Origin of the sequence: Catenulispora sp. MAP12-49 (genome assembly GCF_041262705.1) — a bacterium.
Lineage (GTDB): Bacteria > Actinomycetota > Actinomycetes > Streptomycetales > Catenulisporaceae > Catenulispora.
This window is the reverse complement of the sequence record NZ_JBGCCP010000002.1, coordinates 308,177-327,778: the sequence shown is the minus strand read 5'-3', so window position 1 is coordinate 327,778 and position 19,602 is coordinate 308,177. Positions and strand designations below refer to the sequence as shown.

The window sequence follows — 19,602 nt, the reverse complement described above, 5'->3', positions numbered from 1 at the left end:
GCGGCAACCGCACTGAGCTCCGGCATCTAGTCCCGCCAGGTGCCCGTCCACTCGTACAACGGCGCCGACGTGGCGTACTCCCGCAGGTAGACGATCCGGCCCCCATCGAGCCTGGCGATCGTCGCGCCTTCAAAAGTGGCCGCCTCGCCGTGCGACGTACAAGAGAAGACCCACTCAGCCATCAGAGTATTCCCGGCGCCCGCCTGCGAGGTGATCTTCCAGTCCTCGACGCGGCCGCCGGCATCGAACCAGGCGCGCATCCACTGCTCGACGCGAGGCCGGCCGTGATAGACGGGGCCGTAGCACTCGACGACCACACAGTCCTCGGCCAAAGTGGCCGACACTCCGGCGATGTCATGGCGCCGCCAGGCATCGATATAGGCGCCCAGCGGGTTCAACAGCTGATTCATGGGGCTCCCTCCTCCCGCCACTGAATCTCGCACACCACACCCACACCCCTACGCTGGCCCCATGGGAACCCACGCACGCGCCGAACGCGCCCACCTCGCCCAAGCCCTCACCGAAGCCGGACCCGACGCCCCGACCCTGTGCGAAGGCTGGACCGCGCGGGACCTGGCAGCGCACGTCGTGGTCCGCGAACGGCGCGTCGACGCCGCCGGCGGCATCATGGTCAAAGCCCTCGCGCCGCGCCTGGCGCGGGTCCAGGCCGAATACGCCGCCCGGCCCTGGAGCGAGCTGCTGCAGATGGTCGCCGAAGGACCCTCGCGGCGCTCGCTGTTCGGGCTGGCGCCCGTCGACGAGGCCGCCAACGTCGTGGAGTTCTTCGTGCACTGCGAAGACGTGCGCCGCGCCAAGCCCGGCTGGGAACCGCGGCTGCTGGACGCCGACCTGAGCGAGGCGCTGTGGAAGCGCGCCGCCGGCATGGCCCGCCTGTCCGGGCGGCGCGCGCCGGCCGGCCTGGTGCTGCGCCGCCCCGACGGGCAGACGGCGGTGGCGCACAAGGGCGCGCCGGTGGTGACGGTCACCGGGGAGCCGGCGGAGCTGGTGCTGTTCATGTCGGGGCGGCAGCACCACGCGGTGGTGAACATGGAAGGTGAGGAGCAGGCGGTGGACGCGATCCGCGGCGCGAAGTTCGGGCTGTGAGCCATAAGCTGTCGGGCATGGTGCTGCGGGTGGCGACATGGAATGTGAACTCGGTGACGGCGCGGGTCGACCGGCTGACCGGCTGGCTCGGCACGGCCAGACCGGACGTTCTGTGTCTGCAGGAGTTGAAGACCACCGATGAGGCGTTCCCCGCCGAGCAGGTCGCCGAGCTCGGATACCAGGCGGCGACCTGGGGCACGGGCCGCTGGAACGGTGTGGCGATCCTGTCCCGGCACGAGATCGGCGACGTGCGGCGCGGCTGGCCGGACCTGCCGGACTTCGACGGGGTCACCGAGCCGCGGGCGCTGACCGCCACCTGCGGCGGTGTGCGTGTCACCAGCGTGTACGTGCCCAACGGCCGGGAGCTGGGGCATCCGCACTTCGACTACAAACTCGCCTGGCTTGATTCGCTGACCGCGTTCGCCGCCGACGCGGCGCGCGCCGAAACGCCGTACGCGGTGCTGGGGGATTTCAACATCGCCCCCACCGATGCCGACGTGTGGGACATGTCGCTGTTCACCGAGTCCACGCATGTGACGCCGGCCGAGCGGGAGAAGCTGGCCGATCTGGCCGGGCACGGCCTGGTTGAGGTGCTGCCGCGGGCGTTGAAGTACGACAAGCCGTACACGTACTGGGACTACCGGCAGTTGGCGTTCCCGAAGAACAACGGCATGCGCATCGACCTGGTGTTCGGGAACAAGGCGTTCGCCGGCGCGGTGAGCGATGCGTTCGTCGATCGGGAGGAGCGCAAGGGCAAGGGCGCCTCGGACCATGCGCCGGTGGTGGTGGACCTCGAGCTGTAGCGCGGCTCGGTACGGCTCCCGCGGCCCGGTGCGGGTCCCGCGTTCGGCGCAGCGTGGCGCGCCGCGCCGAGGCGGGCCGTGATCCGCTGATCGCACCGGACAGCAGCGAGAATCGCTTCTGCAGGCCCTGACCCGACAGCTCTGACTCGACAGCCCCGCCCCGACCAATTCTGCCTCGACCAGCTCTGCCCCGACTGCGGCACCCGCGTCCCGCGCGGCGTGCCGCCTGCTCTCCTTGGACACGTGACGATGGTTTGGCTCCGCCGCCCGGACAACCGGCGTGACATCGCCGTGTCCCCGGCCGCGCTGCCCGGCGATGCGGCCGGGGCGGGCACGCCGGTGACGGTGACGCCGTCGCACGCCACGTGGCCGCAGCGGCTGGTGCCGTACCTGTTCATCGCCATCATCGTCGCCGCGGACCTGGCCACCCCCAAAGACGTCACCTTCTCCTCGACACTGTCGGTGGCCCCGGCGCTGTCGGCACTGCTGACCCGCTCCCTGTGGCAGACGATCTGCACGGCGGCCACCGCCATCGGCGTGTCGGTGGTGCTGTACGAGTACTCGCTGCACGTCGCCGGCGACGTCGAGGTCGCCGCGATCGGCGCCATCGTGGCGGTGACCGTCGTCAGCTGCGTCAGCCTGGGGCTGGTCGGACGCCAGTCGCGGATGCTGGCGAACGTCCGCAGCGTCGCCGAGACCGCGCAGCACGTGGTCCTGCGGGAAGTTCCGCCGGAGCTGGCGCAGGTCCGCACCGCCGTGGCCTACCGCGCCGCCGCCGCCGAGGCCCGCATCGGCGGCGACCTGTACGAGGCGCTGTCCACCCGCTTCGGGGACCGGCTGCTCATCGGCGACGTCCGCGGCAAAGGCCTGCCGGCCGTGGAGGCCGCCGCCGACGTGCTGGGCGTGTTCCGCGAGGCCGCCTACACCGAACCGGACCTGTCCCGCGTCGCCGACCGCATGCACGCGATGCTCGCGCGCCGCCCCGCCGGCACCGAGGAGTTCGTCACCGCCGTCCTGCTCTCGGTCGACCCCGACCGCCCCACCGTCGAAGTGGTCAACTGCGGCCACCCGCCACCGCTGCTGATGCGCGACGGCCGCGTCGCCGCCCTGGCCCCGGCCGAACCCGGCCCGCCCCTGGGCCTGTTCGACCTGGCCTCCCCGCCCGGCAGCGCCTCCGCCCCGGCCTGGGCCCGCTTCGCCCCCGGCGACACCCTGCTGCTGTACACCGACGGCACCACCGAAGCCCGCGACAAAGCCGGCACCTTCTTCGACCTGACCGGCTTCCTCACCGGCCGCCCCGCCACCAGCCCGGCAGAGCTCACCCGCCAGATCCTCGCGGGCCTGGCCACCCACGCCGGCGCGCGCCTGGACGACGACGTGGCGCTGCTGGTGGTGCGGCGCAAGCCGTATGTGCCGGGGCCGGCCGCGGAGGCCTAGAGGCTGGGGGACTGTCAGAGCCCTCCGCGAGGCTGGGCGCATGACGATCCACATCGCCAGCCGCCGACGCTCCGCAGCATCGCTGGCGGCCGCGTTCCCCGGGGCGCGCATCATCGACGTCACGTCGAAGGCGCCGCAGCCGTGGGTGCGGATGAGCCCGTTCTTCCCGCACGGCGACATCCCGGTTCCGGCCAGCGGCGAGGCGGTGTCACAGTCCGTGGAAGGTATCTGGCAGGCACTGAAGGTGTTCGAAGGCCACGATGTCGACACCGGGAAGCTGCACATCACCTCCATGACCGGGCTCAAGCGGACCGTCCGCACGAACGGGCCCGTGCTCGGTCACCGGGAAGGACTGTCCGGCGCGCGCCTGCTGTCCTATGAGCAGGCACGGCGGCGGATCTTCCTGCCCGCGTACCGGTGGGTGTTGGAAAACAAGGTCGCGGACCTGGTCGCCGAGCTGCGCGCCGCCGACAAGGATGGCCAGGTGGTGCTGCTGGACTACACCGTCAACGGCGATGTCACCGACACCAGCAGTGCCCTGTCCCACGCCGCGCTCATCGGCCTGTATGTCCAAGACCGCTGGCCCGGCGCATAACCACCCGCGGCCCCAACGCATCAAGCCCGACCTCGGCTTCATGGCGCCGCAGCCCCGCCAGCTCGGTCGGCAGCGCGGCATCGTCGACGACAGCGAACCCGAGCCGCGCATAGAACGGCCCGTTGAACGGCACCTGCGCGAACGTCGTCAACGTCACCGCGTCAAAGCCGTGCGCCACCGCCCAGTCGCAGCACCCGCGCACCAACGCCGTGCCCAGCCCGCGCCGGGCGAAGGCCGGATCCACCGCCAGCTGCTCCAGATGCGCGCCGCCGTCGACCACGTCGATGCGGGCGAAACCCACCGGCGGCGTCCCGGCCACCAGCACCGCCGCGGCGCGCGCCAGCGCTGCCACCGCGGCCTCGGTGTCAGGGCCCGGTGGCAGCGGCGCGTCCAGGTAGTCCGCGAGCAACGCATCGGCTGCGGACTCCAGCGCCGGCAGCGCTGCCAGGTCCTCGGGTGCGGCCACCCGCACCGGCCGGCCGCCGAGGCCGGGGCGGGGGTCGCGATCGCGATCGTGGTCGTTCATGCGCCGAGCCTATGCACGAACCGGGGAGCCGGCGCGGGGCCGCTCACCGCCGCTACTTGTATCGCGAGGAACTGTCGTGCCACTCCAGACACCCGCCCATCCACGCCCGCGCCCCCAGCACGAACCGCTGCAGCTCCGGCGAGGGCACCGCCGCCAGCGCCTGCCGGCTGGCCTCGAATCCGCGCACCACGTCGTTGTGCAGCGCCACCACCTCCTCGGTGGCCTCGGCGATGGAGCATTCGCGTTCGGCGGCCAGCAGCAGCACCAGGTTGCAGTCCGGGTCCTCGCCGGCTTCGCGCGCCGCCGAGGCCAGGTCGTTCACCAGCACCGCGGCGGTGCCGGCCTGGGTCAGGGCGCGGTGGAACAGCGGGTCGGCGAACAACTCGGCGGGCAGTTCGTAGCCGCCGACGACGTCGATGAGGATCATCGAGGTGTAGAAGCTGTCGTGCTGGCGCGCGGCCAGGTACCGCCACGCCTCCGGCGTGATGCCGGCGTGGCGCCAGGCGTTGTAGGCGTTCCAGGACACGTACATCTGGTGGGTGGTGTGCCGTACCCGCATCACCTGCGCCGCCGAGGCGTGGCGGGTGACGTGCGCCAGCGCTGAGCGCAGCGACACCAGCACCGCGTCGGACACGACAGCCTCGGCCAAAGGCGGGGTGAACTGTCCGGCCGGCGGCGGCGGGTCCAGTGCCGAGGACACCAGCGCCAGGCGCTCCGGCAGGGCCTCGGCGACCGCGCCCAGGTCGGTCTCGTCGGCGTAGTAGTCGTCGGAGGCCCACCAGGCGGCGTTCATCTGCGCCGAGACCAGCAGCAGGTCCGGGTCGTCGCATTCGGGGTGCGCCAGGGTGATCAGCCGGCCGAAGCCGGTCTTGGCGAACTCCTCCAGGTGCCCGGCGTGCAGCCCGATCCGCTCGGCCCAGGCCACCAGGCGCGTGTTGACCTCCTGGGCCAGCGCCTCGTCGAAGCGGACCGTGGCCGGGCAGTACAGCGGGGAGTGGGAGCCGTCGCCCCAGGGCCGCATCTGGATCGGCGTCGGAGCCAGCCGCTCGGGGTGCTGCGGGGGACGCAGCCCCGGCTCCGGGCCCGGGTCGACGTCGGTGCTGTGCCAGTGCTCCGAGGCGCTCTCCCACGGCGGACGTGCCGGCGGCGGCCCGGTCAGCGCGGCCAGGCCCGGCAGCACCGCGGCGGCGGCGAGCCCGCGGTCGGCAGCCGGAGCGGTGTCGGCGGTCAGGGTCATGGCATCTCTCCGGTCACGGCATCTCTCCCCGCATGATCTGAGAAAAACGGTCCTGGCTGCTCCGCGTTCGCCGGGTGTCCGGGGGCCGATGCGGGGCCCCGGACACCGGCAGTGCGGCTCAGACCTTGTCGGCGGCGATCATCAGGTAGTGGAAGCTGCCCTCCTTGTACGCGGTCAGGAACGCCTCCTCGATCCCGGTCGTCACGTTCGACTGCTGCCGCAGCTCCCAGTACGGGATCGTCGCCGCGGTCAGGTCCACCACGGAGATCGGCACCAGCCCGTTGGCGACCATCGCCGAGAAGTACCCCGAGCGCGGGTGGATGTCGCAGATGTAGTGCGCGTTGATCTGGCTGACCGACCGCGACGGCAGCGCCCCGTAGGCGTCGTTGAAGCAGCCGGTGATGGTGACGTACCGGCCGCCCGGCGCCAGGGAGCGCGCGTGCTCGGCGAACAGCGTGTCCAGGTCCACGTACATCGTGGACTCGTTGTTCCAGATCCCCTGGAACGTGCCGTCGCCGAAGCCGTTGTCGAGCATGTTCCGCAGGTGGTAGTTCACCCGCCCGGACAGGCCCATCTGCTCGGCCCGGTTGTTCGCGAACTCCACCTGCTTGCCGGAGATCGACAGCCCGTCGACCCGGCAGCCGAACCGCAAGCTGGCCATCAGCGACGTGCCGCCGCGGCCTGAGCCTGCGTCCAGCAGCCGCTGCTCGGCGGTGACCGGACCCAGCTGGTCCAGCAGGAACTCCGCCTGCGCCGTCTCCAACCGGTGCATCTCGGCGATCATGCGCGCCTCGCGGTCGTCGGCCGGGGCCTGCAGCACCGACCAGTCGACGTCGCCGATGCCGTAGTGGTGGTGGTAGATGCCGTCCACCTCGCCTAAGCGGATGTTCACCGGGTTCTTCTCCCGGTCCCAGTAATCGGCGACAGACTCCTGATAGCGGCTGGTGACAGCGGACTGCGAACCCATGGCGAAACCACCCTTCGTCGAGGTACTGCGAGGCAAGGCTGCGTCGTAGGAACTGGGACGGATACAGCGGATAGGAAAGCGTTCAGGAAAGCTTTGCGATGTCGTGGCGCGGGGGAGCGGCACGGGAGGCCGGCCCGGTCAGGACACGGCGTGCCAGGTACGGTGACCGCCCAGCCACGTCCACAACCCCGACAGGTACCGGCGCGTCGCCGGATCGGCCGAGGCGGCCAGCTGCGCGGCATGGTGCTGGAACGCCCGCATCGACTCGTCGTGGACCTGCGCGGCACGCCGGCCGGCCGCACCCGGGGGCAGACCGTCGGCGCGCGCGATCGCCGCCGTCAGACCCGAGGGCACCGGCGAGGCGATGTCGTGCAGCAGCGCCGCCGCCAACGCCGCCAGCCGCTGCGCGCGCCGCAACTCCGGATCGGCCGCCGCCGATGCCGACAGCTCGAACCCGTCGACCGCGTCCAGCGCCGCCAACGCCGGGCTGTAGGCGTTCACATGCCCCAGCGACAGGTACTCCCACGGCGCGCGCGGCCCGCCACCGCCACCGGACGCCGCCGCCAACGCCTCGCACTCGGCCCGCACCCGCTGCACCTGATACGGCGAGGCCGGCAGAGCACTCACCCCGGCCAGCGCCGACAGCAACGCCGGATCGGCGATACCGGCGCGCGCCGGATCCGGCCGGGAGGGCAGCGCGTCGTCGGGGACGTCGCAGCCGTCGTAGATCTCGGCGGCCGCCTCGGCCAGGGCCTCGGTGAGTGCCGTGGCGGCTTCGGCAGCCGCGCTGGGGGAGTCGGGGGAGTCGGGGGCATCGGCCGCGACACCCGGCGTGCCCGGCATCGGCGGCGCGCCGGGGGAGTCGGCACCATCAGTCGGACCCGGCGCGCGCCGCACCAGGTCCCGCTCGTCGGCACCGAGGCCCGCCGCGGCCAGCACGCGCCCGACCGCCAGCAGCCTGGCGGCCACCGCGAGCCGCCCCACATCGTTGGTGTCCGGATGCGCCAGCACCACCAGCCGCCCGAGCCCGGAGGCCGGCCCCGGTGCCAGGTGCACACCGGCGGCCCATTCGTCCACGTGCTGCTGTACCGCCGCCGCCAGGCCCGGGTCGTCCCGGACCGCCGGCGGGCAGTACAGCGCCTCGGTGACCCGGGCCGGCCGTCCGGCCTGCGAGAGCCTGGAGGCGGCCATGCCCAGTCCGGCGCGCGGCACCAGCCCGATCGTCGCCATCGTCCCCGTCCCCTTCTTGCTCAGCCGCGCGGTGCCGCGACGTCGACGTTCTCCAGGATCCCGATGGCGTCGGGTACCAGGACCGCCGCCGAGTAGTAGGCGGTGACCAGGTATTTGATGATGGCCTTGTCGGTGATGCCCATGAAGCGCACGTTCAGGCCCGGCTCGTACTCGTCGGGGATGCCGGTCTGCCGCAGCCCGACCACGCCCTGCTGGGCCTGGCCCAGGCGCATCGCCACGATGGAGGAGGTGTGGCCGTCCTGGACGCCGATCTTGCCGCAGGGGTAGATCGGGACGCCGCGCCAGGCCGGGACCGCGTGCCCGTCGATGAGCACCGGGTCCGGGTACAGGCCGCGTTTGCTGCACTCGCGGCCGAACGCGGCGATGGCCTTGGGGTGGGCCAGGAACATGTGGGTGCTGCGGCGCATCGCCAGCAGGTCGTCCATGTCGTCCGGGGTCGGCGGCCCGGACCAGGTGCTGATCCGCTGGTCGTAGTCGGTGTTGTGCAGCAGGCCGAACTCCCGGTTGTTCAGCAGCTCCCACTCCTGCCGCTCCCGGATCTCCTCGATGGTCAGCCGCAGCTGCTCCTTCACCTGGTCCATCGGGTCGTTGTAGAGGTCGGCGACGCGGGAGTGGACCCGCAAGATGGTCTGGGTCAGGGAGAGCTGGTACTCGCGCGGGGACAGGTCGTAGTCCACGTAGGTGCCGGCCAGTTCCACCTCGCCCTCGTGGCCGGCGCTGAGCTCGACCTCGGCCTCGCCTTTGGAGTTGACCGCGCGGCCGGTGCGGTCGGCGAACGCCTCGATGTGCTCGCTCAGCTCCGGGCTGGCGTCGCGGATCCGGGCGAAGTCGGCCATCTGCATCGCCAGCAGCGTGCCGGAGGTGGTGGCCTTCACCGTGGCGCTCCACAGCGGGTCTTCCTGCAGCAGCACCTCGTCTCCCAGGTGCGCGCCGTCGGTGAGGACGCCCAGCAGCGTCGTGTCGCCGTAGGCGCCGATGGTGCTGCGCTCCACGCGGCCGTGCGCCAGGATGTACACCTCGTCCACGGGGTGTCCGGCCTCGGCGATGACCTCGCCGGCGGTGAAGTCCCGCGGCGTGAACAAAGCGGCGATCTGCGCTAACAGCGCGTCGTCGTCGAAGTCCCGCATCACCGGGATCTCCCGCAGTGTCTGCGGCACGATGCGGATGTCGTCGGCGCCGCTTTGCACGAACGCCACCCGCCCGCGCCCCACCGACAGGCTCAGCCGCCGGTTCACCCGGTATGTGCCGCCGGAGACCTCCTCCCACGGCAGCCGCCGCAGCAGCCAGCGGGAGGTGATGCCGCGCATCTGCGGCTGGGTCTTGGTGGTGGTGGCCAGATTGCGGGCGGCATCGGTACTCAGGGACAGCGGTGTGTCCGTGGCGGGAACGTCATCGGCCGCTTCCTCGGCGGTGCGGTCCGGGGTGATCGTCATGGCCGGGTCCTCCTTGTATGGCCCGTGGCTGACCGAAAGGGCTCCCTTCTGAAGTAAGGCGAACCAAAGCAGGCCCACCAGTGCGCGTCACCGTGGCGGATGGCGCGCGGGGATGGCGCGCCGGTGCCCCAACGGATGGGTTTGCGCGAAAGTCCGGCCCAGGTGGCGGCGGCGCGCGCCGGTTCTGCGGGTTCGCAGATGTTCAGCCAGCCGCGCCGGTACCGGCGCTGAGCCCTTCGGCGCGCAGCAACATCTTCTTCAGCAAAGCGTTGACCTGTTCGCGTTCGGCCGGATCCAGGGCGCCGACGATGCCTCGTTCGACCTCGTCCTGGAACCGCATGCCGGCCATCCACTTGGCGTGGCCCTCGTCGGTGAGTTCGACGTCGACGCGGCGGCGGTCGGCGGTGCCGCGGATGCGCCGCACCAGCCCGGCCCGCTCCAGGGCGTCCAGGCGCCCGGTCATGCCGGCACCGGACAGCATCAGTTCGGCGGCCAGCTCACCGGGGGTGGCGCGGTGGTCGTCGCGGGCGGCCAGCCGGTGCAGGGTCTGGAACTCGTAGTCGGCCAGGCCCACCTCGTCGTGCATGCGGCGTTTGCCGTTGGCGACGTGCTTGGTGAGGTTCTGGATGCGGGTGACGACCGCCTCGACCGTCTCGTCGTAGGGTGCCTTGCCGCGCCAGCGGGCCAGGTGACGGTCGACGGAGTCCTCCATCGGGCCAGTATGGTCCTCCGTCAACTATTTCGCCAGCGAATAATTAGCCAGCGAAGTACTGCTACGGTGACGGCCATGCGCGCACTCCTGCTCGGCCGCACCGCCGCCGCACTGGCCACCTCCCTGATCCCCACCACCTTGACCCTGGCCGTCGTCCACGCCGGCAGCGCCGCCGAGGCCCTGGGCACCATCCTGGCCGCCGAGACCATCCCCATGCTGCTGCTGTTGCCCGCCGCCGGAGTGTTCGCGGACCGCTTCCCGGCCCGCCGCGTCATCCTGGCCGCCGACCTCACCCGCGCCGCCGCCCAAGCCGGCATCGGCGCCAGCCTGCTCACCCAGGGCGTGGACGTCCCCGTCCTGGCCGCACTCGCCGCCCTCACCGGCGCCGCCGTCGCCTTCGGCACCCCGGCCGTGCGCACCCTGGTCTCGGCCACCGTCTCCGGACCCCAACGCCAACGACTCAACGCACGACTGTCGGTATGGCAGGGCGTGGCCCAGTTCGCCGGCCCCGGCATCGCCGGCACCCTGATGCTCGGCGTCGGAGCCGGCTGGTCCTCCCTGCTCACCGCCGCACTGTTCATCGGATCCGCACTCACCCTCGGCGCCCTGAGCACACCGGCTGGCGCACAGACCGCACAGACCGCACAGACCGCCGCGCTCACCGGCCTCACCGGCGCCACCGAGGGCGCCAAGGGTGCCGAGGCCGCCGCACCAACCCCCCGGCGCGCGCCGTTCTGGCACGACCTGCGCGCCGGCTGGACCGAGACCCGCCGCCACCGCTGGTTCATCGCCAACGTCATCGGCCACGGCATCTGGAACATGACCGCCGGCGTCCTGCTCACCCTCGGACCGGTCATCGCCATCAACCACCTAGGCGGCGGCACCGCCTGGGTCATCACCCTGCAATCGGGCACCGTCGGCATGCTGGCCGGCGTCTGGACCGCCGGAAGACTGCGCCTGCCCCGCCCCCTGATCGCCGTAGCCCTCGGCGCCTCGGCCTACGCCCTACCGCTGGCGGCGCTCGCCATCACCGCACCACTGCCCCTGCTCCTGGCCGCCTACACCGCCGGCATGTTCGGCCTGGGCATCCTGGACCCCCTGTGGGAAACCACCATCCAGCAGCGCATCCCGCGCGAAGCCCTGGGCCGCGTCGGCTCCTTCGACACCCTCATCTCCTTCGCCGCCCGCCCGGCAGGCCTGGCACTGGCCGCCCCCGCCGCCGCGGCGCTCGGGACCGCCCTGCCGTTGGCGGTCTCAGCGGTGCTGGTGGGCGGAGCGAACCTGGCGGTGCTGGCGATCCCGGCAGTGCGCGAACACCCCGCCCCGGCCCCGGCGGCGGCGAGCCCGGCGTCGATGGTCGCATCCGGAGCCTGAGGTGATCGATCTACGAGCAGAACCCGGCGATCCGCCGCGCCGCCGCCTCCAACTCCTCGGCCGCAGCCAGCGGCGAACCCCAGGTCAGACGCAGCCCGTCAGCGTGGCGGCGCGGGATCACATGGGTGTGGAAGTGAAAGACGTCCTGCCCGGCCGCAGCCCCCGAGTTGACCCGCAGGTTCACCCCATCGGGTTCGAACACGTCCTTCAGCAGCAGCGCCACCCGCCGCGCCATCGACGCTACATGCGTGTGCGCATCATCCGAAATGTCCCACATGTCAACGACGTGGACGCGCGGAACCACCAGCGTGTGCCCGGGCGCGGCCGGCCTGATGTTCAGAAACGCCACAGCGTGGTCGTCCTCCAGCACCCGGTACGCCGGAGCACGGCCGGCCACGATCTCACAGAACACACATTCGCCCATGCCATGAAGCATCGCCGGGGGAGTACCCCTACGACCAGCCCTTACTAGCGGGAGTACACCGCCACCCACTGGTCCTTGTCGCTGTCTTCGGACGCCGGCCGCAGAGCCCACAACGCCTGTTGGAAGACGGCGAACTCCTCAGGGCCGTCGTCAACGCCAGGGCCTGCCGGCGCGTGGAACCAAGCCCGCAATGACGCACGGACCCGGCTGGCCAGGCTGGGGTTCGACGGGACGATGTCCCGGCCCGAGACCGGGCAGCGGTAAGGCTGGAAGGTCCACAGCACGAAGCGGACCGCGGTGATCCGGTCAGAGAGCCTCAGGGCCATGCTCGCCGCCTAACAGGTGATCTGGGTCGGGGTCTGCCACTCGGGGTTGTCGAACGGCGGGCTGGCCGCGTTGGTGGTGGTGAACGTCAGTGCCGGCCCGGCCGCAGGCGTCTCCGTGCCGACGATCTTCATCTTCCACAGCCCGGTGGTGCAGGGCGCGGTCACGAACCGCGGCGGACTGTTCGGGGACTGTTCACGATCAGCGGGCTCCCCTCGTCCACCTCGGTCTCGCGCTCGGCGTTGTTTCCAAGGTAGACGAGACGGACGTTCATCGTCAGCACTACCGAGCCCTGGCACGCCCAATCGAGCCGTCCGGACACGATCCCGTGGACGTTTTCGATCGTGTGCGGGCCGATACCGCAGGTTCCGCCCTTCTCAGCCGGTAGCGCCATGGTTCCGCCGCGGGCGGGTGAGGCGACGGAGGTCTACCGTAGAGGTCTGACATATTGCGAGATGTCCCGAATATCGCACCACGCATCGCCGGGGGAGTGCCCCCACCTCCAGCCCCATCCGCCGAACGCCGCCACCACGCGACCGCTTGGCGATCACCGGCTTATCGTCGGCGACATGACCCGAGCCTCGATCGGCCTGGACGGCGCGCTCCAGGACTACGTCGTGAACCACACCCAGCCCCTGGACGCCGTCCAGAGCGCGCTGGTCGCCCGCACCACCGAGCTCGGGCCGCCGTCCGGCATGCAGATCGGCGCCGAGGAGGCGCAGTTGCTGACGCTGCTGGTACGGCTCACCAATGCCCAGCACGCGGTGGAAGTGGGGACCTTCACCGGCTTCTCGGCCATCGCCATCGCCCGCGGCCTGGCGCCCGGTGGCAAGCTGCTGTGCTGCGACGTCAGCGAGGAGTGGACCAGCATCGGGCGTGCGGCGTGGCAGGAGGCGGGGGTCGCCGACCGGATCGAGCTGCGGCTGGCGCCGGCCGCCGAGACGCTGGCCGCGCTGCCGGACGAGGAGTACATCGACTTCGCGTTCATCGACGCCGACAAGCCGTCGTACTGGACGTACTACAGCGAACTCGTCCCGCGCATGCGTACCGGGGGAGTGATCGCCATCGACAACGTGCTGTGGGGCGGGCAGGTCGTCGACGCCGAGCCGCAGGAGGAGTCGACCCGGCTGATGAAGGAGTTCAACGACAAGGTCGCCGGTGACGAACGCGTCGACGTGGTGATGCTTCCTGTCGGCGACGGTGTTTCCCTGGTGTACAAGCGATAGTCCTGAACCGAGTACATCAGGACGCGTAATCAGCATTACACGACAGGGTTTGGGATGGTTCGGCGGCATTGTGGCCGAATCGGGTGACCGGCCACGAACCAGCCCCGCGCGCAGAACGGCTCTGACAGAAGCCGAACACGCTGTCGGTGTCCGACGCTGCCACACCAAGCACCGAGCACCGAGCACCAAGCGCCGAGCCACTGCGGCGCGCGCCCGATGGTCCCGATCTTGTTGCCCGGCATGGTGATCCACGCGTTCGCACGAGCGATCTAGAACACGGCTGCGTAGAACATCGCTGCGAACAACCGCGCACCGAACCACACAACAACCCTCGACACCCCCCACTGCGACCCCTCATGCGGTTGCCCGATAATGTACATTATGTAAAGTAGAATTTCCGTCCACGGGGACCGGTCCCCCCGCGGTCGCGCAGAGGCCGCACGTCAAAGGCCTCAGATCAGCTCCTAAACCTCACAGGGCTTCCCAATATCGGGGGAAGACGTGACGAGCCCGTTCCGGGTTGGCTACGCTCGTGGCGCGGTTGACGGGCTTTTCACGGGAGGGACGCGCCACAACCATGGCTGATCACATAAAAATCAACACCGGGACGCTTCGCGATATGGGGGGGCAACTGGGCCGGCTGCGCGACGAGTTCAACCACTCGACGGACATCACCGGTGCGGCCAGCGGCGAGATGGGGTCCGGTGACGTCGCCGGTGCCTTGGGCAACTTCGCCTCGGACTGGTCGAAGAAGCGTGACACGCTGACCAAGAGCCTGGACACGCTGGCCAAGACGGCCACCGAGTGCGCCGACGCCTGGGACGGCCTGGACGGGCACCTGGCCCAGGCCATCGAGAAGGCGTTCAGCTCCTCGAGCCAGGGGGCCAAGGGCTGATGTCACGCGACTGGAGCAGCTTCGACTGGCAGGGCGCCGTGGTCACCCAGGGCGACCTGATCCCCGGCGACCCGTACCAGATCGCCGCCCTGGGCAAGCGGTTCCGCGACACCGCGACCGCCATCCAGCAGCAGGCCGCGAACCTGAAGAACCTGGTCAGCGACCAGGGCTTCGACGACTCCGACTCCGGGCGCGCGTTCGCCAAGCAGGTCGGGGACACCGCGGACCTGCTGGCCAAGGCCTTCGGCCGGTACAACGAGGCCGCCGACGCCCTGGGCACCAACGTTCGGCCCTCCGGCCCGCACGACGAGGTCTCCTGGCGCTCGGGCACCGAGTGGGCCTCCACCATCGAGCTGGCGCAGGTCAAGGCGCAGGACGCGCTCAATCGCGGCCGGGCCGCCGACGCCGACTCCCAGTCCGCGCAGCGGCAGATCCACACCGCGCAGGCCAACGCCCTGCCCTCCCCCGCGCCCGGCGCCGCCCCGACTCCGCCGAACCCGCACCCGGACCCCACCAACACCCCGGGCAGCAACGGCATGACGCCGGCGGAGCAGAAGGCGCACAACGACAAGGCCGCCGCCGACGCTCTGGTGGCCAAGGCCGGCGCGGACATCCAGCACGCCATCGACATCCGCGACAGCCAGGGCAAGGCCGTCGCCGGGGCCATCAACGACTTCATCAACTCCGACGGCCTGAAGGACCCGGCCCACCACTGGTGGGACATCGACTGGGCCACCGTCATCGCCGACATCGGCCACATCGCCGGCGCCATCGCCGGCGTGGCCGGGATCCTGGCCCTGGCCCTGGCCTGGGTGCCGGTCCTCGGCGAGGTGCTGGGGGCGATCGCCTTGGTGGCCGGTGCGGTCGCACTGGTCTGCGACACCATCTCCGCCCTGGACGGCAAGGGCAACTGGTTCGACGTCGCCATCGACGTGGTCGGCCTGCTGTCCTGCGGCGCCGGCCGGGCCATCGGCAACATGGCCAAGGCCTCGCGCGGCATGGAGCTGTTCAACGCCGCCCGCGCCGGCGGCAAGGGCATCACCGAGGCCCTGGACGGCGTCAAGGGCCTGGACATGGGCGCCAAGGACATCCTGCAGCTGAAGAACGGCACCAGCTCGATCTTCAAGATCGGGATGAAGAACTTCGGCGAGGGCCTGGGCACCGGCCCGTTCAAGGACGTCGGCGAGGCCTTCTCCAAGCTCAAGGGCGGCAACGTCGACTGGAGCTTCCCGGGCATGAGCGGGCTCGGGCCGAACCTGGCCAGCGGCGCCGGCTGGAAGTTCGGGCTGGCCGGCTGGTCCAACGCCACCTTCCCGCTGGGCCTGGGCCTGGCGAACCTGCAGATCCCGGAGAACTTCAAGTCCTGGGAGCCGGGCTTCATGGGGCCGAACCTGTTCCACGGCAACAAGATCCTCACCTCCGAGGACAAGATGTGGGAGTGGCACCCGCTGGCCCCGCCGGAGACCGCGGACGCCGCCGCCGGCTGACCGCACCGCACTGCACCGCCCTGCACCAGCACACCTAGGATCAAGCCATGGATACGCCAATGCCGCCCGAAGACGTCGTCCGCGTACTGGAAGCCATGTCGTTCTTCCAGAAGCGGGCCCTGAAGAAGGCCGGCTTCACCTGGGACGGGCTGCACCGGCTGGCCGGCACCGAATACGGTGCCGGCCTGGCCGAGGCGGTGCTGGCATGCCACACCGACCTGCTGGGTCGCGAACCGCGCGCCGACGAGCCTGACAAGGCTCAGGCCGCGCACCGCCACCCCGGCGTCGCAGGGCCCGAGAAGCCCGCGTTCGACGCCCCCCGGTATTCCCGGCCCACCAAGGACGAGCGGGCCAAGCTCGACGAGCTCGCCGAGATGGCCGAACAGCAGAAGAAGGCCGCACGCGACCAGCAGCGCCGCAACCCCGGCGGCCGCCGGCTCCCCTGAGCCGCACCACGCGCCCGGCCCCAAGGAAAAGAGAGAATTCACGTGACCCAGGACGCCGCAATACCGGTCCCGCAGGAGGCGCAGGCGCCGCCACCGCGGGACTACCGCATCGCCACCCCCGAGGGCTGGGAGCGGATCATCCTGGACTCCGACCTGTGGGAACCGGTCATCGCCCGCGTCGTCGACAAGGAGTTCCGGGGCGTGGACAACGCCCCGCACCTGAAGGCGCAGATGCGGGACATGCTGCGCGCGCAGGCCGCCGCCGCCAAGGCCAACGGCGGACTGGAGCTGTACCTGTCGCTGATGCGGCTGGCGAACATGCCGCTGCCGGGCTCGCTGGTGGTGACGTTCGTGCCGCCGCGCGGCGACAGCGCCCCGCCGCCGCTGTCGGACCTGGCGATGCAGTACGCCGCCGCCGGCGAGAACGTGCGGATGATGGACTTCCCGGCCGGTCCCGCGCTTCGCCGCAAGTGGCAGGAGGCGCCGAACCCCGCCGAGCAGGCCGGGAACACCCGGCCGGTGGCGCACCTGGACATCCAGTTCCAGGTGCCCGGCTCCGGGGCGTTCCTGCTGCTGTCGTTCTCCACGCCGATGATCGAGCTCACCGAGGCCCTGGACGGCCTGTTCGAGTCGATCGCCTCGACGCTGAGGTGGGTGCGATGACCGCCACGGTGCGGGGACGCCACGTCGTCCTGCCGATGCCCAACGACGGCATCGCGCTGCCCCTGGGCGTCGAGGGGGACCTGCGCGGCTGGGCCGAGTCGGTCGCGCATTCCCGCATGGACGGCCAGGCCTACCCCGAGGAGATCGCCTCCTTCGCCGAGGCCCTCGTCGAGGCCACCGCCGACTCCGCCGAACGCGGCGCGACACTGGCGATCATGTTCGCGCCCTACCCGCGTACCGGCGAGTCCGGCCGCATCGAGGTCCGCGACTACGTGCCCAGCCAGGGCATGCCGCAGATCCCGGCGCTGACCGAGGTCGTGCAGTGGTTCGCTTCCCCGATCGGCGGCGCCACCGACCCGCCGGAGGTGGTGTACGGGGAGCTGCCGATCGGCCCGGCCGCCAGGCTGCGGTTCCAGATCCTGGCCGACCCCAAGGACAAGGACGACGTCGACGCCGGCATCCTGAAGAACTCGGTGTTCATCGTGCGGCCGCGGGACTTCGACTGCCTGGTCGTGATGAACGTGACCTGGGCGGCGGGGGTGTTCACCGACGAGCTGGACCAGCTCGCCGACCAGCTGGCGCAGCGGATGCAGATCCAGTAGCCGCAAGGTCCAGTAGCCAGTAGCCGCAGGTCAGGTCCACCACCTGCAGGGCTTTGTGAAACCGTTGTGGTGCCGCGCCGGCTGTCCCCCGGCCGGCGCGGCACCACAACACCTCCCACCAGCGGACATCCCGCCGATGTCCCCGCGGCCCGGTGACTTCCAGCCCGCCGCCGTCCCCTTGTCCCCGCCGTCTGCTTCGATAGGTCAAGTGGCCGCCCCGAAACCGTTCACCCCGATCAGCGTCGCCGAAGCCGTCCACCGCTACCGCGACACCCTGCACCTGCGCGTGGCCACCGGGGCGATGTCCCCGGCCACCCGCGACGCCTACGTCAGGGACCTCACCGAGGCCGCCACGCTGCTGGGCCTGGACAAACCGCTGGACGACGTCGAAGCCGAAGACGTCGAATACGCCCTGGTCCGCATCGCCAACGCCCCTGACCGCCGCTACACCCGCACCCGCAAATCAGGCCCCGGCGGCGAACCCGCCCCGGGACGCGGCCTGCAAGCCCGCGCCCGCTGGACCGCCGCCGTACGCGGCCTGTTCTCCTGGGCCGCCGAACAGGGCTACGTCCGCGCCGACCCCATGCCCCACGTCTCCCGCGTCCGCGTCCCCACCCGGGCCGTCGGCGCGCGCTTGGGCCTGACCGTGGAGCAGGCCCAAGCGCTGCAGGAGACCCCGGCGGTGGCGGCCTCGACGAAGGAGCTGCGGGCCGACCAGCGCCTGACGTTCCGCGACGAGGTGATCCTGCGCCTGCTCACCGAGACCGGCCCGCGCGTGGCGGAGCTGTGCGCGGCGAACCTGGACGACGTCCGCCACCACGAGCTCACCGGCATGCCGGTGCTGCGGATCCGCAGCGGCAAGGGCGGCCGCAGCCGCGACGTGCCGATGTCGGCCACCCTGGTGGGCCTGCTGCAGGAGTATCAGCAGCATGAGAGGCCCGCTCCCCCGTCCGGCGACGCCGAGCCCGACCGGGCCGACGCCTCGCGCGCCCTGGTGGTGACGATCCGCGGCCGCCGGATGACGGCACGCGACGTGCAGCGGATGGTGGAGCGCCGGGTGAAGCAGATGCCGGTGGAGCTGCGGCGCGCGGTGACGCCGCACGGCCTGCGCCACACCGCGGCCACAGTGCTGCTGCGGCAGGCCGGCGCCGACGTGGGCACGGTCGCGGACATCCTGGGGCATTCGGACGTGGGGACGACGTCGGTGTATTTGGATCCGTCGGCGACGGCTGCGGCGGAGGCTTTGCAGCGTTCTCCGTTGGCGCAGTAGGGCGTGGTTCGGGTTCAGGTCCTGCGGGTCACCGCGAGCAGGTGGGCGCTTGCCGGCAGCAGGTCCGGGTGGTCCTCGGCGAGGCGGGCTGTGCGCAGCGCGGCTTCGAAGTAGTCCGGGTTGTCTTCGACCAGTCCGGACGACAGCAGGGGGAACAGCGGTCCTTCGATTCCGCGGATCGTGGGGTCGGCCAGGCCTGCGGCGTGGAAGTCCTGGCGGATCTCCTCGACGGTGTGGAAGTAGGCGACGGTGAATCCGTTCTCGAAGTCGTTGGCGCCGTTGTGGCGCAGGGGCCTGAGCAGGTCGACCATGGCGTCGTCGTTGATGCGCAGCTTGCTGGCCAGGTCCAGCAGCGGTGAGTACCGGGAGATGAAGGCCGCGGCGATCAGCCCGCCGGGCTTGGCGACGCGCTTCGCCTCGCGCAGGGCCTGCGCGCGGTCGGCCGGATCCGGCAGGTGGTAAAGCGGGCCGAGCATCAGGACCGCCTCGACCGAGGCGTCCGGGGCGCTGAGGGTTCGGGCATCACCGGCCTCGACGGTGAACGTGGCGTATTCGGCGGCCTGTTCGAGGTGTCGGGCGACGGGGTCGATGAGCGTCACCTGGTGGCCGAGCGAGGCCAGCCATGCCGCGTAGATGCCCGGCCCTCCGCCGACGTCCAGGATCCGCGCGGGCGCCGGCGGAAGCTCACGCAGCAGCAGCTCCTTGGTGCGTTCGCGCTCCAGCCGGCCGAACGCGGTGATACGGAGGCGTTCGGCTTCTTCGTAGTGTTCGTCATAGAAGGCGGCGATGTGCGGGTGCAGGTCCGGTGCCCCAGTGGTGTCCATCC

Annotated in this window: 24 protein-coding genes; 12 read left to right on the top strand and 12 right to left on the bottom strand. The window is 71.2% G+C overall.

Annotated elements, in window-relative coordinates; translation table 11 throughout:
• Positions 1 to 26 precede the first annotated feature (26 nt).
• The gene (locus ABIA35_RS05625; protein WP_370357100.1) at positions 27 to 410 is read right to left on the bottom strand and encodes a nuclear transport factor 2 family protein; all 384 of its coding nucleotides are present in this window, start codon (positions 408 to 410) and stop codon (positions 27 to 29) included.
• A gap of 61 nt (positions 411 to 471) precedes the next feature.
• On the opposite strand from ABIA35_RS05625, the gene ABIA35_RS05620 reads away from it, so the two are divergent.
• The 4 genes from ABIA35_RS05620 to ABIA35_RS05605 all read left to right on the top strand — a co-directional run bounded on the left by ABIA35_RS05620 (position 472) and on the right by ABIA35_RS05605 (position 3,939).
• The gene (locus ABIA35_RS05620) at positions 472 to 1,104 is read left to right on the top strand and encodes a TIGR03085 family metal-binding protein (protein WP_370357099.1); all 633 of its coding nucleotides are present in this window, start codon (positions 472 to 474) and stop codon (positions 1,102 to 1,104) included.
• A gap of 23 nt (positions 1,105 to 1,127) precedes the next feature.
• Entirely contained in the window at positions 1,128 to 1,907 is a 780-nt protein-coding gene (locus ABIA35_RS05615) for an exodeoxyribonuclease III (RefSeq protein ID WP_370357398.1), read from the top strand.
• 249 nt (positions 1,908 to 2,156) lie between these two features.
• On the top strand, positions 2,157 to 3,344 hold the full coding sequence (locus ABIA35_RS05610) for a PP2C family protein-serine/threonine phosphatase (RefSeq protein WP_370357397.1): 1,188 nt from the start codon (positions 2,157 to 2,159) through the stop codon (positions 3,342 to 3,344).
• A gap of 40 nt (positions 3,345 to 3,384) precedes the next feature.
• Positions 3,385 to 3,939: a hypothetical protein gene (locus ABIA35_RS05605; RefSeq protein WP_370357098.1), complete on the top strand. Its 555-nt coding sequence runs from the start codon at positions 3,385 to 3,387 to the stop codon at positions 3,937 to 3,939.
• On the opposite strand, the gene ABIA35_RS05600 is transcribed toward ABIA35_RS05605, so the two are convergent.
• The 6 genes from ABIA35_RS05600 to ABIA35_RS05575 form a co-directional block, all read right to left on the bottom strand.
• A complete protein-coding gene (locus tag ABIA35_RS05600) occupies positions 3,899 to 4,465 on the bottom strand; it encodes a GNAT family N-acetyltransferase (RefSeq protein WP_370357097.1) in 567 nt (188 codons plus the stop codon). The genes ABIA35_RS05605 and ABIA35_RS05600 overlap by 41 nt on opposite strands.
• Positions 4,466 to 4,517: 52 nt before the next feature.
• Entirely contained in the window at positions 4,518 to 5,702 is a 1,185-nt protein-coding gene (locus tag ABIA35_RS05595) for a family 2 encapsulin nanocompartment cargo protein terpene cyclase (RefSeq protein ID WP_370357096.1), read from the bottom strand.
• 118 nt (positions 5,703 to 5,820) lie between these two features.
• The gene (locus ABIA35_RS05590; RefSeq protein WP_370357095.1) at positions 5,821 to 6,669 is read right to left on the bottom strand and encodes a geranyl diphosphate 2-C-methyltransferase; all 849 of its coding nucleotides are present in this window, start codon (positions 6,667 to 6,669) and stop codon (positions 5,821 to 5,823) included.
• A 138-nt stretch (positions 6,670 to 6,807) separates the two neighbouring features.
• The gene (locus ABIA35_RS05585; protein ID WP_370357094.1) at positions 6,808 to 7,899 is read right to left on the bottom strand and encodes a hypothetical protein; all 1,092 of its coding nucleotides are present in this window, start codon (positions 7,897 to 7,899) and stop codon (positions 6,808 to 6,810) included.
• Between the two features lie 20 nt (positions 7,900 to 7,919).
• Complete coding sequence (locus ABIA35_RS05580) at positions 7,920 to 9,353, bottom strand: family 2B encapsulin nanocompartment shell protein (RefSeq protein WP_370357093.1); 1,434 nt, start codon at positions 9,351 to 9,353, stop codon at positions 7,920 to 7,922.
• 202 nt (positions 9,354 to 9,555) lie between these two features.
• Entirely contained in the window at positions 9,556 to 10,065 is a 510-nt protein-coding gene (locus ABIA35_RS05575) for a MarR family winged helix-turn-helix transcriptional regulator (RefSeq protein ID WP_370357092.1), read from the bottom strand.
• Positions 10,066 to 10,140: 75 nt separating this feature from the next.
• Here ABIA35_RS05575 and ABIA35_RS05570 point away from each other — a divergent pair, with 75 nt between their 5' ends.
• The gene (locus ABIA35_RS05570; RefSeq protein WP_370357091.1) at positions 10,141 to 11,439 is read left to right on the top strand and encodes an MFS transporter; all 1,299 of its coding nucleotides are present in this window, start codon (positions 10,141 to 10,143) and stop codon (positions 11,437 to 11,439) included.
• A 10-nt stretch (positions 11,440 to 11,449) separates the two neighbouring features.
• Here ABIA35_RS05570 and ABIA35_RS05565 read toward each other — a convergent pair whose 3' ends face one another.
• From ABIA35_RS05565 to ABIA35_RS05550, 4 genes are read right to left on the bottom strand one after another with little or no spacing between them, the layout of a single operon-like run.
• Positions 11,450 to 11,875, bottom strand: a complete 426-nt coding sequence (locus tag ABIA35_RS05565; protein ID WP_370357090.1) for an HIT family protein — start codon at positions 11,873 to 11,875, stop codon at positions 11,450 to 11,452.
• A 32-nt stretch (positions 11,876 to 11,907) separates the two neighbouring features.
• The gene (locus tag ABIA35_RS05560) at positions 11,908 to 12,189 is read right to left on the bottom strand and encodes a hypothetical protein (RefSeq protein ID WP_370357089.1); all 282 of its coding nucleotides are present in this window, start codon (positions 12,187 to 12,189) and stop codon (positions 11,908 to 11,910) included.
• Positions 12,190 to 12,198: 9 nt separating this feature from the next.
• Positions 12,199 to 12,354, bottom strand: coding sequence for a hypothetical protein (locus tag ABIA35_RS05555; protein WP_370357088.1), 156 nt, complete (start codon positions 12,352 to 12,354; stop codon positions 12,199 to 12,201).
• Positions 12,351 to 12,581, bottom strand: coding sequence for a hypothetical protein (locus ABIA35_RS05550; protein WP_370357087.1), 231 nt, complete (start codon positions 12,579 to 12,581; stop codon positions 12,351 to 12,353). Before ABIA35_RS05550 ends, ABIA35_RS05555 begins: the two co-directional genes overlap by 4 nt.
• Before the next feature lie 175 nt (positions 12,582 to 12,756).
• Between ABIA35_RS05550 and ABIA35_RS05545 the strand changes: the two genes are divergently transcribed.
• The 7 genes from ABIA35_RS05545 to ABIA35_RS05515 all read left to right on the top strand — a co-directional run bounded on the left by ABIA35_RS05545 (position 12,757) and on the right by ABIA35_RS05515 (position 18,776).
• On the top strand, positions 12,757 to 13,413 hold the full coding sequence (locus ABIA35_RS05545) for an O-methyltransferase (RefSeq protein WP_370357086.1): 657 nt from the start codon (positions 12,757 to 12,759) through the stop codon (positions 13,411 to 13,413).
• A 619-nt stretch (positions 13,414 to 14,032) separates the two neighbouring features.
• Positions 14,033 to 14,308 (top strand): hypothetical protein, encoded by a 276-nt coding sequence (locus tag ABIA35_RS05540; protein WP_370357085.1) that lies wholly within the window; start codon positions 14,033 to 14,035, stop codon positions 14,306 to 14,308.
• A complete protein-coding gene (locus ABIA35_RS05535; RefSeq protein WP_370357084.1) occupies positions 14,308 to 15,795 on the top strand; it encodes a hypothetical protein in 1,488 nt (495 codons plus the stop codon). Before ABIA35_RS05540 ends, ABIA35_RS05535 begins: the two co-directional genes overlap by 1 nt.
• A 47-nt stretch (positions 15,796 to 15,842) precedes the next feature.
• On the top strand, positions 15,843 to 16,241 hold the full coding sequence (locus ABIA35_RS05530; protein WP_370357083.1) for a hypothetical protein: 399 nt from the start codon (positions 15,843 to 15,845) through the stop codon (positions 16,239 to 16,241).
• Between the two features lie 42 nt (positions 16,242 to 16,283).
• On the top strand, positions 16,284 to 16,904 hold the full coding sequence (locus tag ABIA35_RS05525; protein WP_370357082.1) for a hypothetical protein: 621 nt from the start codon (positions 16,284 to 16,286) through the stop codon (positions 16,902 to 16,904).
• A complete protein-coding gene (locus ABIA35_RS05520) occupies positions 16,901 to 17,506 on the top strand; it encodes a hypothetical protein (RefSeq protein WP_370357081.1) in 606 nt (201 codons plus the stop codon). Before ABIA35_RS05525 ends, ABIA35_RS05520 begins: the two co-directional genes overlap by 4 nt.
• A 208-nt stretch (positions 17,507 to 17,714) precedes the next feature.
• A complete protein-coding gene (locus tag ABIA35_RS05515) occupies positions 17,715 to 18,776 on the top strand; it encodes a tyrosine-type recombinase/integrase (RefSeq protein ID WP_370357080.1) in 1,062 nt (353 codons plus the stop codon).
• Positions 18,777 to 18,790: 14 nt separating this feature from the next.
• Here the strand turns inward: ABIA35_RS05515 and ABIA35_RS05510 are convergent, their stop codons facing one another.
• Positions 18,791 to 19,600: a class I SAM-dependent methyltransferase gene (locus ABIA35_RS05510; RefSeq protein ID WP_370357079.1), complete on the bottom strand. Its 810-nt coding sequence runs from the start codon at positions 19,598 to 19,600 to the stop codon at positions 18,791 to 18,793.
• Positions 19,601 to 19,602 lie beyond the last annotated feature (2 nt).

Coding starts and splice junctions, on each gene's coding strand:
- ABIA35_RS05625 (WP_370357100.1), bottom strand. CDS start 410: ATGAATCAGCTGTTGAACCCGCTGGGCGCCTATATCGATGCCTGGCGG.
- ABIA35_RS05620 (WP_370357099.1), top strand. CDS start 472: ATGGGAACCCACGCACGCGCCGAACGCGCCCACCTCGCCCAAGCCCTC.
- ABIA35_RS05610 (WP_370357397.1), top strand. CDS start 2,157: ATGGTTTGGCTCCGCCGCCCGGACAACCGGCGTGACATCGCCGTGTCC.
- ABIA35_RS05605 (WP_370357098.1), top strand. CDS start 3,385: ATGACGATCCACATCGCCAGCCGCCGACGCTCCGCAGCATCGCTGGCG.
- ABIA35_RS05600 (WP_370357097.1), bottom strand. CDS start 4,465: ATGAACGACCACGATCGCGATCGCGACCCCCGCCCCGGCCTCGGCGGC.
- ABIA35_RS05595 (WP_370357096.1), bottom strand. CDS start 5,702: ATGACCCTGACCGCCGACACCGCTCCGGCTGCCGACCGCGGGCTCGCC.
- ABIA35_RS05590 (WP_370357095.1), bottom strand. CDS start 6,669: ATGGGTTCGCAGTCCGCTGTCACCAGCCGCTATCAGGAGTCTGTCGCC.
- ABIA35_RS05585 (WP_370357094.1), bottom strand. CDS start 7,899: ATGGCGACGATCGGGCTGGTGCCGCGCGCCGGACTGGGCATGGCCGCC.
- ABIA35_RS05580 (WP_370357093.1), bottom strand. CDS start 9,353: ATGACGATCACCCCGGACCGCACCGCCGAGGAAGCGGCCGATGACGTT.
- ABIA35_RS05575 (WP_370357092.1), bottom strand. CDS start 10,065: ATGGAGGACTCCGTCGACCGTCACCTGGCCCGCTGGCGCGGCAAGGCA.
- ABIA35_RS05570 (WP_370357091.1), top strand. CDS start 10,141: ATGCGCGCACTCCTGCTCGGCCGCACCGCCGCCGCACTGGCCACCTCC.
- ABIA35_RS05565 (WP_370357090.1), bottom strand. CDS start 11,875: ATGCTTCATGGCATGGGCGAATGTGTGTTCTGTGAGATCGTGGCCGGC.
- ABIA35_RS05560 (WP_370357089.1), bottom strand. CDS start 12,189: ATGGCCCTGAGGCTCTCTGACCGGATCACCGCGGTCCGCTTCGTGCTG.
- ABIA35_RS05550 (WP_370357087.1), bottom strand. CDS start 12,581: ATGGCGCTACCGGCTGAGAAGGGCGGAACCTGCGGTATCGGCCCGCAC.
- ABIA35_RS05545 (WP_370357086.1), top strand. CDS start 12,757: ATGACCCGAGCCTCGATCGGCCTGGACGGCGCGCTCCAGGACTACGTC.
- ABIA35_RS05540 (WP_370357085.1), top strand. CDS start 14,033: ATGGGGGGGCAACTGGGCCGGCTGCGCGACGAGTTCAACCACTCGACG.
- ABIA35_RS05535 (WP_370357084.1), top strand. CDS start 14,308: ATGTCACGCGACTGGAGCAGCTTCGACTGGCAGGGCGCCGTGGTCACC.
- ABIA35_RS05530 (WP_370357083.1), top strand. CDS start 15,843: ATGGATACGCCAATGCCGCCCGAAGACGTCGTCCGCGTACTGGAAGCC.
- ABIA35_RS05520 (WP_370357081.1), top strand. CDS start 16,901: ATGACCGCCACGGTGCGGGGACGCCACGTCGTCCTGCCGATGCCCAAC.
- ABIA35_RS05510 (WP_370357079.1), bottom strand. CDS start 19,600: ATGGACACCACTGGGGCACCGGACCTGCACCCGCACATCGCCGCCTTC.